Raw genomic sequence first — 13,245 nt, 5'->3', positions numbered from 1 at the left:
TTGAAATGACCGGAATCGTTGTGGTTTCAACGCTTTCGGGAGGTGGGCGAGAGTTGATCGTCTGCCCTATCCTCGCCCTGATAGTCGACTGTCGAACTATCGGGGACGGAGGACCGGTAAATGAAGAATCTCGCGCCACGTACGGCGCGGCTGGCCGGAGCCGGTGCGGCTGCTTTTGTACTCGCCCTCGCGGCTCCCGCGATGGCCTCGGCCGATGAGAAGTTCAACTGCACTTCGAAGACGGAATCGGGTCTGGGCGAGCACACCTTCCAGACCAAGGACTCGTGCTCGCCCGCTGAGACGCTCACGATCACCGGCCTGAACTGGGACCAGGGTCTCGGCACCGCGAGCGAGGACGACGCCTCGGTGACGGTGACCGGCCTGCCCGGCGTCGGTGGCGACCTCGTGGTCACCGCCGATGTCGAGAACGAAGCGGGCGATGAGGCTCAGTGGATCATCACGATCACGCTGTTCGACGAGCCCGAGGTGCCCCAGGCCAACAACGACTCGGGTTTCCCGGCCGTCAAGGCCGGTGGGTCGCTGAAGGGCAACGTCAAGGACAACGACGGCACCGAAGACGTGCCGGCCGGCGACTGGGACGCGGTCCTCGTCGGTGAGCCCGGCAAGGGAACCGTCACGCTCAGCGCGAACGGCGCCTTCACCTACAAGGCGAACGCCAACGCGTCGGGCAACGACACCTTCTCCTACAAGCTGGAGAACGACGGCGAGTCGAGCAACATCGCCACCGTCAGCGTCAAGATCACGGCCGCCGGCGGCGGCGGTGGCGACGACGACGGCGATGACGACGGCAACAACGACAACGGCGGCGACAACAACAACGGTGGCAACAACGGCACCGACAACAAGGCCGACAAGGACAAGCTGGCCAAGACCGGCATGTCCCTGCCGACCGTCGCCGTGACCGGTGCGGGCGCCCTCGGCGCCGGTGCGGTCGCGCTGTGGTTCACCCGTCGCCGCAAGGAGTCGGGCTCCGCGATCTAGCGGGGATCTCCACCCGGCATTGTGCGCGCAAAGGCCCGGATCGCCGAAAGGCGATCCGGGCCTTTTCCTTGATCCTTTACGGGGCAAAGAATGTGGCGCAACCGTAGGAGAATTCGAAACGTGTTCACACCACAGTGGACTGCCTACGGGGAGGAATGCCCGATCATGACCCGCACATCCCGAAACACCGTCCGTGCCCTAGGGGTGGGCGCGGCCGCCTTCGCACTGGCGCTGGCGGCGCCGGTGATGGCCTCGGCGCACGATGGTGAGAACCACGCGCCGACCTGCGACACGGCCGAGACCGACTTCGTCGGTGCGGCCCTGACGTTCAACGTCGAAGACAGCGGCGGCTGCAACGACGATGACGGCGACGAGCTCAAGGTGCTCAGCGTCGGCTCCGTCACCGGCCCCGGCTCGGCCAAGGTCGGCGACGGCGCCACCTCGGTCGTGTACACCGGCACCGACGACCTTGACGGCACGGCGACCTTCACCGCCCTGGTGAGCGACGGCCACGACGGTGAGCCCACCGAGTGGAACTTCAAGATCACCTACAACGTCGCCTTCAAGCTCGAAGCCATTGACGACGAGTTCCCCGGCAAGGTGAACACGCCGATCACCGGTGACGTCGACAGCAACGATGTCGGCGCCGACCGCGCGGCCATCACCCTTCTCAGCGAGCCCCAGCACGGCAAGCTCGACTTCAACGAGAAGACCGGCGAGTTCACCTACACGCCGGACAAGGACTGGAGCGGCACCGACACCTTCACCTACCAGCTGAAGGCCGGCAAGTTCACCGACACTGCCACGGTGACCATCAAGGTCAGCCCCGAAGGCGGCGCCGGCGGCCCGGGCACCAGCCCGAGCCCCAGCCCCAGCAAGACCAAGGGCCCCCTCGCCAAGACGGGTTCGTCCCTGACGACCCTCGGCTTCATCGGCGGCGGCGTCCTCATCGCCGGTGCCGGCGCGCTGCTCGTCGCGCGTCGTCGTCGCATCGAGGTGTAACCCACACTCCATAACGAGGCCCGCCCCGGTCAAGGCCGGTGCGGGCCTCGTTACGCTTCACCGCGATGGACCAGCACACGCAACTCCCCAAGGTCGGCATGGTCGGCGGCGGACAACTCGCCCGCATGACCCACCAGGCGACCATCGCGCTCGGCCAGTCCCTGCGCGTCCTCGCCGAGTCCGAGACCGACGGCGCGGCCCTCGTCGCCGCCGACGTCCAGATCGGCTCGCACACCGACCTCGACGCGCTGCGCGCCTTCGCCAAGGACTGCGACGCCGTCACCTTCGACCATGAGCACGTCCCCGGGGAGCACATCCGCGCGCTCGCCGCCGAGGGCGTCAACGTGCAGCCGTCGGCAGACGCGCTCATCTACGCCCAGGACAAGCGGGCCATGCGCGAGCGCCTCACCGAACTCGGCGCACCCGTCCCGCGCTGGGCACCGGTCGGGTCGCTCGCCGACGTCGAGGCCTTCGGCCTGCCGTGCGTGCTGAAGGCGACCCGCGGCGGCTACGACGGGAAGGGCGTGTGGGTCGTGTCGACCGCCGACGAGGCCGCCGAGGTCGTCGCCGGCGGCGTCGGGCTCATCGCGGAGGAGAAGGTCGAGCTCGCCCGCGAACTGTCGGCCGTCGTCGCGCGCTCGCCGTTCGGGCAGGTCGCGGCCTACCCGGTCGTGGAGACCGTGCAGCGCGACGGGATCTGCGTCGAGGTGATCGCGCCCGCGCCGGGCCTCTCGGAGGACCTGGGCGCGCAGGCGCAGCGCCTCGCCGTGTCGCTCGCCGGCGAGCTGGGCGTCACGGGGATCATGGCCGTCGAGCTGTTCGAGACCGCCGACGGGCGCATCCTCGTCAACGAGCTGGCCATGCGCCCGCACAACAGCGGGCACTGGACGATTGAAGGCGCGCGGACCTCGCAGTTCGAGCAGCACCTCAGGGGTGTGCTCGACTACCCGCTGGGGGAGACGGCGCTGACGGCGAAGTGGGTCGTGATGGCCAACGTGCTCGGCGGCGAGCCCGGCGGGATGCGTGTCGACGAGCGGCTGCACCACCTCATGGCCGGTGACCCGGGCGCGAAGGTGCACCTGTACGGGAAGGCCGTGCGGCCCGGCCGCAAGATCGGGCACGTCACCGTCCTCGGCGACGATCTGGACGGGCTGCGGGCGCGAGCCCAGGCGGCGGCGATCTGGCTGCGCGACGGGGTTGGCCACATCGAGCACTGAGTCTGCGACGATGTGGGCATGACTGAAGGTGCGCACCCGCTGGTCGGGATCATCATGGGCAGCGACTCCGACTGGCCGACGATGCAGCCCGCCGCCGAGGTGTTGGACGAGTTCGGCGTCACCTACGAAGTGCGGGTCGTCTCGGCCCACCGCACGCCCCACGGGATGTTGTCCTATGCCGATTCCGCCGTGGACCGCGGCATGCGCGTGATCATCGCGGGTGCGGGCGGTGCCGCCCATCTTCCCGGCATGGTCGCCTCGGCGACCACGCTGCCGGTCATCGGAGTGCCCGTGCCGTTGAAGTACCTGGACGGGATGGACTCGCTGATGTCGATCGTCCAGATGCCCGCCGGGATTCCGGTGGCGACGATGGCGATCGGGGGCGCGAAGAACGCGGGCATCCTGGCCGCGAGGATCCTCGCCGTCGCCGACGAGACCCTGACGGCGGCGCTGCGCGACCACCAGGTGGGGCTGGAGCGGATGGTCGCGGAGAAGGATGCCGTGTTGAGAGCGTCGCTGAAGAAGTAGGCGACGGACGTTGAAGTGCCCCACCGCGACCGGTGGGGCACTTGGGTTGTCAGCGCTTGAGAGTGGCTAGGAGACCGGACCACTCGGCGGGGGTGAGAGTGAGGATCGGGCTGTCCGCGAGTTTGGAGTCACGGATCTGGAAGAGGCCGGTGTTCGCCCTGGCCTCCACGCATTGGCCACCCTGCTGGCTCCGGCTGGACTTCTTCCACGGCGAGGTGCCAACCATCAGAACTCCTCAATCGGTCGTCCTCGGTCCCATGACCGTGTGAAGACACGATGATAGATCTCGGCCGTGGCGGGCTTCTCCTCGTACCGGCTGCCGTCCGGGCCTTCCTCGTAGACGCAGTCCGGCTCCTCGCCGCTGAACCGCAGCAGCGTGAAAGGGCCCCGCAGAAAGGGATGCGGGCCGCCGCCGATGGGCAGGACGCGGATCTCGGCGGTGGCTTCCCGCAGGCGTTCGAGCTGCGTGGGATCGGCTTCGCGTAGCGCCCATTCCCCCATGAGGACCTTGAGCGCCGGGACGGGCGTGCGGTCCCAGAATGCCCGCTGTCTGCGCTCCATGATCTCCAGCGATCGCCGGATCTCGACCTCCCCGATTTCATGGCGGCGATACAGCTCAGTGGAGTACGCCTCGGTCTGAAGCAGCCCGGTGACCAGGTTCGGCTCGTAGATCAGCAGCTCACTCGCCGTCTGCTCCAACTCGATGAACAGGGAGAAGCCTTTGATCATCGAGTCCGTGTAGCTATCGCCCCAGGGGCGGTCTGCGGCTTTGAACATCTCCTCCAGCTCTTTGCAGAGCTCTGGTGGAGCGCCGTAGTACTCGGCGAGTCTTCCGATCGCGGGGAAGGTGAGCGAGATGGACTGCCCGGATTCGAGTCGCTGGATCGTCCGGGTGGAACCGGCGATGCCTGTCGCCTCCACTTCGCGAAGGCTTCGTTGGCCCCGCAAGCGCTTCAGACGGCGCCCGAGCTGGCGCCTGGTGAACGTGACTGCCATTCGCGCAGTGTGGCAGGAATTGCCACGTGGCGGATCGCGACACGCAGAACGGCACGCGTCCTATTGTCTGCGGCATGTCCGCAATCTACCGTCCCTTGTGTACCGGTGTCATCACCGCCGGTCATACATCGAGGTAGGGGCCCATGCTCACATCCACGCTTCTCCGCTGGATCGACACGATCCTCCGCGCCACCGTGGCCGGAGGCCTCGTCGGGCTCACGTGGTTCAGCAGTGTCGACGAGGGGCCGTTCTGGTTCGCCTGCGGCACAACGCTCACCGCCGGGGCCGCGTTCCTCGCGGGCCGATTGGCGTGGGTGCTCCCCGACCTCCCCGACACCGCCGACCACGACGAGGAGGCCCGGTCATGAACCACACCGACCGCACCGACCACACCCGTTCCCTCCCCACCCCTCTCCCTATCCCTCTCTCCACCGCCCTCCCCACCGCACTCCCCGACATGTCCACCCACGCCGCCGCGTGGCGGGCCGCCGGAGCCGCGTCCGGCACCCTCGCCCGCGAAGCCGCCCGCGACCGCCGCGCCCTCCAACTCCGCGAGAGCCTGCGCGTCCTCCTGGCCGTCGCCTCGTCCCTCGGCGTCCCGCTCCGTGACACGCCTCCCGCGACCGGTGTCGCACTCACCGAACCCCAGCAGCGCCAACGGCTCCTCTTCGGCCTCTCCTCCCGCGAAATGCAGGTTCTGCGCGGCATGAGCGAAGGCAAGAGCAACGCGATGATCGCCCGCGAGCTCCACATCGCCGAGGACACGGTGAAAACCCACGCCCGCCGCATGTTCAAGAAAGTCGGGGCGAGGGACCGAGCCCACTCCGTGGCGATCGCGTTCCGGACCGGCCTCATCGCGTGAGCCGGTGACGCCGGCCCCCGCCCCCGCACCTTCGAACGCGGTATCGCCGGGCATACCCGGTCCCTGCGGTTTCCCGCAACGTTCCCTGGGATCGTCCGCAATGTCGCGCGCCGTGCCCATCCGTAGCTTTCCGGGCATGACCAGAAAGCGAATCCTCACCGCAGTCCTCACCCTCGCCGTGGCCGCCGGCCTCGGCGTCACCGCACTCGACGCGAACGCCGAGGCGCCCCCGAAGCTCCCCGGCGCCGAGCTCCAGGCCGGGCTCGACGCCCTCGTCGACGGCGGGGCGGCCTCGGCGGCGCTCCTGCGCGTCGACGACGGCCGCTCGCACTGGTCCGGCGCGGCCGGAACCGCCGAACTGAACGGTTCCGCGCCGGCCGACCCGCGCGGGCACTTCCGGATCGGCAGCGTCACCAAGAGCTTCGTGGCCACGGTCGTGCTCCAGCTCGTCGACGAGGGCCTCCTCGGCCTCGACGACCCGATCGGCGAGCACCTGCCGGGTCTGGTGCCCGGCGGCGGCGACATCACCGTCCGGCAGATCCTCGACCACTCCAGCGGTCTGCACGACTACATGAGCGAGCCCGGCATGTCGACCAACCGCTGGCGCGGCGACGCGCGCTTCGACTCCTACGAGCCGGGCGAACTGCTCGACATCGCCTTCGCGACCACCCCCGATGAGCCCGAGCCCGGTTGGCACTACTCGAACACGAACTACATCGTCGCGGGCGTCCTGGTCGAGCGCCTCACCGGCAACACCCTGGCCGACGAGATCGGCGCACGGATCCTCGACCCGCTTCGCATGCGCCACACCAGCCTTCCCGGCGACGACCCGTCCGTCCCCGAACCGCACGCGCACGGATACACCACAGTGGACGGTGCCTTCGTCGACGCCACCGAGCAGAACCCGTCGCTCGACTGGGCCGCGGGCGAGATGATCTCGACGACCGCCGACCTCAACCGCTTCTTCGGCGCGCTCCTCGGCGGCCGGCTCACCAGTCCCGAAGCCCTGCAGGCGATGCGGACGACCGTGCCGACCGGAACGATCTTCGAGTACGGGCTCGGGCTCCAGGAGTTCGCGCTTCCCTGCGGTACCACCGCAACAGGGCACGGTGGTCAGCTCCTCGGCTACCTCACCTACAGCCTGCGCACCGACGACGGCCGCGTCGCCACGCTGAACTACAACCCTTACGAGCGCGGGGCAACGCAGGAGGAGATCACGTCGATCCTCGCCACCGCGCTGTGTCGGGCCGCCTAGATAGAGTCGCCGACCATGACGACGTTCCACCCATTCCGTGAGAGCCGGCTCCCTTCCCGCGGCGGGATCGACGACTTCGACCTGGTCCACCACGACGGCCGCCTGCTCGCCGTCTGCGCCGACGCCGGAGGTGCCGTCCACACCTGGGACCCCGCCGCCGACGAATGGCGGCACCACCCGCTCGACATGCCCTTCCGCTCCGGCGACGGCATGGACTTCACCGAGATCGACGCGATCGCCGCGGTCGTCGCCGACGGCCGGATCGTCGTCGGGGGAGGCGCCCAGCACCAGCCCTTCGCCCTGTGGGACCTGGAGACCGGCGCGGTCCGCTCGCACGCCAGGCTCGGGCACGCCGGGGTCGGCCGCGCGCGCGGCGGTGCACTCGGTGGGCGGCCGGTCCTGCTCGCCGGCGACAGCAGCGCCCCGCCGCGCCTGCGGGTCTGGGACGCCGACGGCGGCGACGCCGCCGAACCGCCGGAGTTCCTCGGCGGCTTCGACGGGACGGGCGACGTCGCGGTCGCCGAACTCGGCGGCGTGCCGGTCGTCGTGTGGGGGCAGTGGGACGGGACCGTGTCGGTCTGGGACGTCGAGAAGGGCGAGTGCGTAAGGAACTTCGCCGAGCCCGACATCGCGGTCCACGGCGTCGGAGTGGCCACCGTGGACGGAGCCGAGCGGGTGGTCGCCGCCGGGCACGACGTCGTCCTGCTCGGCGACCCGGCCACCGGCGTGTGGTCCTCACCCGCGGAGGAGGACGAGGAGGCCGACGACTTCGACGAAACCGGGATCCGCTGCATGGACACCGGTGCCGTCGCCGGGAGGCCGATCGCGGTGACCGGCACCGCCGGCGGCCGCGTGCGGATGTGGGACCTGACGGAGCTGCGGCCGGTCGCGGAGGCCGACGCCCACGAGCGCGACGTCCACGCGGTCCGCGTGACCGTCCTTGATGGACGGACCGTCGCGGTCACCGGCGGCCGCGACGGTTTCCTGCGCCTGTGGGACCTCGATTCGGTCGCTTACCGATAACGCGAGATCACTCCCGGCCCGAATCGTTGCACGGTCGTTACCTCGCGCGCTCGAAAACGACCTCCGCGGCACTCGCGGTGATCTCCGCGCCGGTGCTCAGCGCCCACTCCGCCGCCCGCGCGGCGACCGCCGCCGGGACGACCTCGTCGAGCCACGGCACCGCCGGGATGTCCTGCGTGGCGTGCGCGTCGTGCGGCAGGACGACCCGGTAGCCGAGGTCGAGGGCGGTGCGGGCCGTCGCGGACACGCAGACGTCGGACATCACGCCGCACACCGCCAGCGAGGCGACGCCGTGGCCGCTGAGGAACCCGCGCAGCGAGGTGCCCTCGAAGGAGTCGGCGCGGGTCTTGCGCAGGACCGTCTCGCCGTCGGCGACGGGCAGGCGCAGCTGCCAGCCGGGCGTGCCGGGTTCGTCGGCCTCACCGGGCTTCCCGTCGTTCTGGACGTGCACGACGGGCACGCCCGCCGCCCTCGCGCGGTCGAGCAGCGTCGCGACCGCCGCCAGGAGCGTGCGGGCGGCGGGGACGGCGCCGTCACCGGTAACGCCGGCGTGCTGGACGTCGATGACGAGGAGCGCCTGGACGGGCGCGGCGGGGGTGTTCACCCCGAACATGATCGACGACCCGTCGCGGGCATGGAGAAGCGCCCCACCGGTCGTCCGGTGGGGCGCTTCGGGGCTCGCTACTTGGCGCCGCTTTCGAGCTGGTCGCGGCGGAAGATCTTCCGGCCCAGCCAGGTCAGCGGGTCGTACTTGCGGTCGACGACGCGCTCCTTCATCGGGATGATCGCGTTGTCGGTGATCTTGATGTGTTCGGGGCAGACCTCGGTGCAGCACTTGGTGATGTTGCAGAACCCGAGACCCTGCTCTTCCTTGGCGAATTCCTTGCGGTCATCGCGGGCGTCGAGGGGGTGCATGTCGAGTTCGGCGGCGCGGATGAACAGCCGGGGGCCGGCGAAGGCCTCCTTGTTCTCCTCGTGGTCGCGGATCACGTGGCAGACGTTCTGGCACATGAAGCACTCGATGCACTTGCGGAACTCCTGCGAGCGCTCCACGTCGACCTGCTGCATCCGGTACTCACCGGGCTTGAGGTCGGCCGGGGGCGTGAACGCCGGGATCTCGCGGGCCTTCTCGTAGTTGAAGGACACGTCGGTGACGAGGTCCTTGATGACGGGGAAGGTCCGGACCGGCGTGACGGTGACCGTCTGGTCCTCGCCGAAGGTGTTCATGCGGGTCATGCACAGCAGGCCGGGTTTGCCGTTGATCTCGGCCGAGCAGGACCCGCACTTGCCGGCTTTGCAGTTCCAGCGCACGGCCAGTTCGGGGGCCTGGGTGGCCTGGAGCCGGTGGATGATGTCGAGGACGACCTCGCCCTCGTTGACCTCGACGTCGTAGTCGGTCAGCTGACCGCCCTCATCGTCACCCCGCCACACGCGGAAGTGCCTGGTGGTGCTCATTCCTTGTCACCGTCCTTCGAGCCGTTCGAGTCGAACGCCGCGATCTCTTCATCGGTGAGGTACTTCGCCAGCTCCGACCGCTCGAAGAGGCTCAGCAGCTCGTGGGGCATCGTCGGGACCGGCTGGCGGCGCAGGGCGACACCGTTGTCGGCGTAGGAGCAGACCAGGTTGACCTTGCGCCAGGACGGGTCCATCTTGCCGTGGTCGTCGCGGGTGTGACCGCCGCGGCTCTCGGTGCGCTCCAGCGCCGCCTTGGCGACGGCCTCGCTGCACAGCAGCATGTTGTGCAGGTCGATCGCCAGGTGCCAGCCCGGGTTGTACTTCCGGCCGCCGCCGACGCGGACGTTGGCCAGCCGCTTCTTGAACTCGGCGATCTTGACCAGCGCGTCTTCGAGCTCCTCGGCCCGGCGGATGATGCCGACGAGGGAGTGCATGATGTCCTGGAGCTCGTACTGGACGGTGTACGGGTTCTCGCCGTCCGACGGGTCGTCCACCAGCGGCGCGAGCGCCTTGGCGACGGCGGCGTCGAGCGCCTCCTGCGACACGACCGGACGCGCGTCGGCGAGCCGGTCGACGTGCAGGGCCGCGTACTCCCCGGCGCGCTTGCCGAAGACGAGCAGGTCCGACAGCGAGTTCCCGCCGAGCCGGTTCGAGCCGTGCATGCCGCCGGAGACCTCACCGGCCGCGAAGAGACCGGGCACGGCCGACTCCGCCGAGTCCGGGTCGACTTCGACGCCGCCCATGACGTAGTGGCACGTCGGCCCGACCTCCATGGGCACCTTGGTGATGTCGACGTCGGCCAGTTCCTTGAACTGGTGGTGCATCGACGGGAGGCGCTTGATGATCTCCTCGGGCTTCATGCGCGTCGAGACGTCGAGGAAGACGCCGCCGTGCTCGGTGCCGCGGCCGGCCTTCACCTCGGAGTTGATCGCGCGGGCGACCTCGTCACGCGGGAGCAGCTCCGGAGGGCGCTTGTTGTTGTCCGGGTCGGTGTACCAGCGGTCGCCCTCCTCCTCGGTCGTGGCGTACTGCGCCTTGAAGACCTCGGGGATGTAGTCGAACATGAAGCGCTTGCCCTCGGAGTTCCGGAGCACGCCGCCGTCGCCGCGAACCGACTCGGTGACCAGCAGGCCCTTGACCGACAGCGGCCACACCATGCCCGTCGGGTGGAACTGGAGGAACTCCATGTTGACCAGGTTCGCGCCCGCGCGCATGGCGAGGGCGTGACCGTCCCCCGTGTACTCCCAGGAGTTGCTGGTGACCTTGAAGGACTTCCCGACGCCGCCGGTGGCGAGAATGACCGCGGGCGCCTCGAAAAGCAGGAACTCGCCGTCTTCCCGGCGGTATCCGAAGGCGCCGGCGATCTTGCCGTCGTCCAAGATCAGTTCGGTGATGGTGGTCTCGGCGAAAACGGCCAGTCGCGCGTCGTAGTCGCCGAACTCGCGGAAGTCGTCCTGCTGAAGGGAAACGATCTTCTGCTGGAGGGTGCGGATCAGTTCCAGGCCCGTGCGGTCGCCGACATGGGCGAGACGCGGGTATTCGTGACCGCCGAAGTTGCGCTGGCTGATCTTGCCGTCCTTGGTGCGGTCGAAGAGCGCACCGTAGGTCTCCAGCTCCCAGATCCGGTCCGGCGCCTCTTTGGCGTGGAGTTCGGCCATCCGGTAGTTGTTGAGGAACTTCCCGCCGCGAATCGTGTCGCGGTAGTGGACCTGCCAGTTGTCGTTGGAGTTGACGTTCCCCATCGCGGCGGCGGCGCCGCCCTCGGCCATGACCGTGTGGGCCTTGCCGAACAACGACTTGGAGATGATCGCGGTCTTCTTGCCCGCCAGCCTCGCCTCGATCGCCGCGCGCAGGCCGGCACCGCCGGCGCCGATGACGACGACGTCGAAGGAGTGACGCGTGATGTTGTTGTCGACCATGTCCAAAGCTCCTAGTTGAAGATCCGCAGATCGGTCATGCCCGCGGAGACGGCCCAGACATAGGCGTCGGCGGCGACCACGGAGAACATCGACAGCCACGCGAACAACTGGTGCCGCTTGTTCAGCTTGCCGACCTGGGTCCACATCCAGTAGCGGATCGGGTGCTTCGAGAAGTGCGTGAGGCGGCCGCCGACGATGTTGCGGCAGGAGTGGCAGCCGAGCGTGTAGGCCCAGATCAGGACCACGTTGAGCCACAGGATGACGGTGCCGAGGCCGATGCCGAAGCCGCCGTCCTTGCCGTGGAAGGAGAGCGTGGCGTCGTAGGTCAGCACCGCGCCGACGAGGACCGCCGCGTAGAAGAAGTAGCGGTGGACGTTCTGGACCAGCAGCGGGAAGCGCGTCTCACCGGTGTACTTCTTGTGGCCGTCGGGAACCGCGCACGCGGGCGGCGAGAGCCAGAAGGAGCGGTAGTAGGACTTCCGGTAGTAGTAGCAGGTTGCGCGGAATCCGCCGGGCAGCACCAGAATGATCATGGCGGGGCTCATCCATGACGGCAACTGCGGGAAAGGCGAACCCAGGAAGTGCGACGAGCCGGGGACGCAGCTGTCGGCGAGACAGGGGGAGTAGAAAGGCGCGAGGTAGTGGTAGGCGTCGACCCAGTAGTCGGTGTCGACGAAGATCCGCACCGTCGCATAGACGAGGAAACCGGCGAGACCGAGGAATGTCAACAGTGGAGTGAGCCACCATCGATCGGTCCGCAGGGTTCGCTCGGCGATCGCAGCCCGCGGACGTGGCGGCGTCGCTGCCGTTGTTGTCATCCTTCGTACGCTCCCTGAGCGGTGAGTGCGAGCCAGGCACAGTGTCGCCGTACGTAAACGACATAGCTCGCATGCCGGTGCACACGTTACGCCGCGGCTCTTCCTACAGATGTGGCAGGCAGCATACTCAGAGGGCTCGCGGGGGGCGTGCGCTGAGCCCGGAAAATCGCCGAGTGGTCACACATTGGACGGTGCCGAGGCGGGCGGGAATGTGTAAGGGGAGCCTTAGTTCGGGGTGGGATCGGGGGTTGGGAATGGGGGTGTGGGCGGTTTTTCGGGGTGCGGGTTTTGCTTGGAAGGCGGGTGGGGGAGTTGCACGTGGACGGTGGGGCGGGGCGGGTCGCTTGTGGAGGGACGGCGCGGCTGCGGCGGGACGGTGCCGACCGGCCGCTCGCGCCGGGCGGGTCGCGAGGGCGGGCGAACGCCGGGTCGTCGAGCGGGCCCGAATGAGGCCGGCGTAGGGAAGGTGGTTCGCCGGTCGAGCCCGGGGTGACTTGCCGTCGCTGCGGCTGCGGCCGAAGCTGCGGTGGCTGGGTGGCTGGGTGGCTGGGTGGCTGGGTGGCTGGGTGGCTGGGTGGCTGGGTGGCTGGGTGGCTGGGTGGCTGGGTGGCTGGGTGGCTGGGTGGCCGGGGCGACGGCGGCCGGGCGGCCGGGTGGCCGGCGGCTGGGCGGTCGCAGCCGCGGCGCCGAGGCGCCCGGGCGGCCGGGGTGACTCGCCCGGCGCCTCGACTGCGGGTCCGGACGGCGGGGGTCGGCCGGGATGCGGGTCGAAGCGGGTTGCGGAGGGCAGCGGCGGATACCGCGCAAGGAGCCGGGAGCGAGCCTGTGGATTACTCGCGGGTTGTGGATAACCCTGTGGGCACACGCCTCCCCATGCCGCAAGGGGGCCCCAAAAATCACTCTACGGGCGTGATGTGACAGTTCCGCCGGGGTGAAAGATCTTCACGTGCGGGTGGATGTCCCGAGCGGGCGGTCATCACTGTCCGGTGGCCGGTGAAGTCGCCGGCGTCGGGTGGCCCGCCCGTGGGCCCCTCCATCTGCACGGCGTCCATTGCCCGTCCCCGGCCATGGCCGCACCGCTGCCGCGCGCTCCGTCCCAACCGCCCGCTCCGGAGTTGCGCCCCAAGCCGCTGCGGCGGCCGCGTTCCGGCGTTCTGGCCGCGTCCCG

The 13,245-nt window shown here is 69.2% G+C and carries 11 protein-coding genes and 3 pseudogenes; 8 read left to right on the top strand and 6 right to left on the bottom strand.

All coding sequences use genetic code 11. From position 1 onward, the window contains the following. Window positions 1-120 precede the first annotated feature (120 nt). From HNR73_RS05460 to purE, 4 genes are all read left to right on the top strand, one after another. Window positions 121-1,002: an Ig-like domain-containing protein gene (locus HNR73_RS05460; protein ID WP_184786149.1), complete on the top strand. Its 882-nt coding sequence runs from the start codon at window positions 121-123 to the stop codon at window positions 1,000-1,002. Between the two features lie 165 nt (window positions 1,003-1,167). After that, entirely contained in the window at window positions 1,168-2,004 is an 837-nt protein-coding gene (locus HNR73_RS05455; protein WP_184786148.1) for an Ig-like domain-containing protein, read from the top strand. 65 nt (window positions 2,005-2,069) lie between these two features. Then, window positions 2,070-3,221, top strand: coding sequence for a 5-(carboxyamino)imidazole ribonucleotide synthase (locus HNR73_RS05450; RefSeq protein WP_184786147.1), 1,152 nt, complete (start codon window positions 2,070-2,072; stop codon window positions 3,219-3,221). An 18-nt stretch (window positions 3,222-3,239) separates the two neighbouring features. Next, on the top strand, window positions 3,240-3,749 hold the full coding sequence (gene purE, locus HNR73_RS05445) for a 5-(carboxyamino)imidazole ribonucleotide mutase (protein WP_184786146.1): 510 nt from the start codon (window positions 3,240-3,242) through the stop codon (window positions 3,747-3,749). 49 nt (window positions 3,750-3,798) lie between these two features. Here the strand turns inward: purE and HNR73_RS05440 are convergent, their stop codons facing one another. Next, window positions 3,799-3,975 carry a DUF397 domain-containing protein gene (locus tag HNR73_RS05440; RefSeq protein ID WP_184786145.1) on the bottom strand — a complete coding sequence of 59 codons (177 nt, stop codon included), beginning with the start codon at window positions 3,973-3,975 and terminating at the stop codon, window positions 3,799-3,801. Then, window positions 3,975-4,745 carry a helix-turn-helix domain-containing protein gene (locus HNR73_RS05435; protein ID WP_184786144.1) on the bottom strand — a complete coding sequence of 257 codons (771 nt, stop codon included), beginning with the start codon at window positions 4,743-4,745 and terminating at the stop codon, window positions 3,975-3,977. The genes HNR73_RS05440 and HNR73_RS05435 overlap by 1 nt, the downstream gene beginning before the upstream one ends. A gap of 143 nt (window positions 4,746-4,888) precedes the next feature. On the opposite strand from HNR73_RS05435, the gene HNR73_RS05430 reads away from it, so the two are divergent. The 4 genes and pseudogenes from HNR73_RS05430 to HNR73_RS05415 all read left to right on the top strand — a co-directional run bounded on the left by HNR73_RS05430 (window position 4,889) and on the right by HNR73_RS05415 (window position 7,885). Further along, entirely contained in the window at window positions 4,889-5,113 is a 225-nt protein-coding gene (locus tag HNR73_RS05430; RefSeq protein WP_184786143.1) for a hypothetical protein, read from the top strand. A 302-nt stretch (window positions 5,114-5,415) separates the two neighbouring features. Then, window positions 5,416-5,607, top strand: a pseudogene (locus HNR73_RS39515) (response regulator transcription factor); the annotation flags it as partial. 136 nt (window positions 5,608-5,743) lie between these two features. Beyond that, window positions 5,744-6,862: a serine hydrolase domain-containing protein gene (locus tag HNR73_RS05420; RefSeq protein ID WP_184786142.1), complete on the top strand. Its 1,119-nt coding sequence runs from the start codon at window positions 5,744-5,746 to the stop codon at window positions 6,860-6,862. 15 nt (window positions 6,863-6,877) lie between these two features. After that, the gene (locus HNR73_RS05415; RefSeq protein WP_184786141.1) at window positions 6,878-7,885 is read left to right on the top strand and encodes a WD40 repeat domain-containing protein; all 1,008 of its coding nucleotides are present in this window, start codon (window positions 6,878-6,880) and stop codon (window positions 7,883-7,885) included. A 37-nt stretch (window positions 7,886-7,922) separates the two neighbouring features. On the opposite strand, the pseudogene HNR73_RS05410 reads toward HNR73_RS05415, so the two are convergent. From HNR73_RS05410 to sdhC, 4 genes and pseudogenes are all read right to left on the bottom strand, one after another. Next, window positions 7,923-8,402: pseudogene (locus HNR73_RS05410) on the bottom strand (isochorismatase family protein); the annotation flags it as partial. 3 nt (window positions 8,403-8,405) lie between these two features. Next, a pseudogene (locus HNR73_RS05405) lies at window positions 8,406-9,340 on the bottom strand (succinate dehydrogenase/fumarate reductase iron-sulfur subunit); the annotation flags it as partial. Then, window positions 9,337-11,259: a fumarate reductase/succinate dehydrogenase flavoprotein subunit gene (locus tag HNR73_RS05400; RefSeq protein ID WP_184786138.1), complete on the bottom strand. Its 1,923-nt coding sequence runs from the start codon at window positions 11,257-11,259 to the stop codon at window positions 9,337-9,339. The pseudogene HNR73_RS05405 and the gene HNR73_RS05400, both read right to left, overlap by 4 nt. An 11-nt stretch (window positions 11,260-11,270) precedes the next feature. Beyond that, entirely contained in the window at window positions 11,271-12,077 is an 807-nt protein-coding gene (gene sdhC / locus HNR73_RS05395) for a succinate dehydrogenase subunit SdhC (protein WP_184786137.1), read from the bottom strand. Between the last annotated feature and the right edge of the window lie 1,168 nt (window positions 12,078-13,245).

The organism is Phytomonospora endophytica (assembly GCF_014202425.1).
Lineage (GTDB): Bacteria > Actinomycetota > Actinomycetes > Mycobacteriales > Micromonosporaceae > Phytomonospora > Phytomonospora endophytica.
This window is presented reverse-complemented; position numbering and strand designations above follow the sequence as displayed.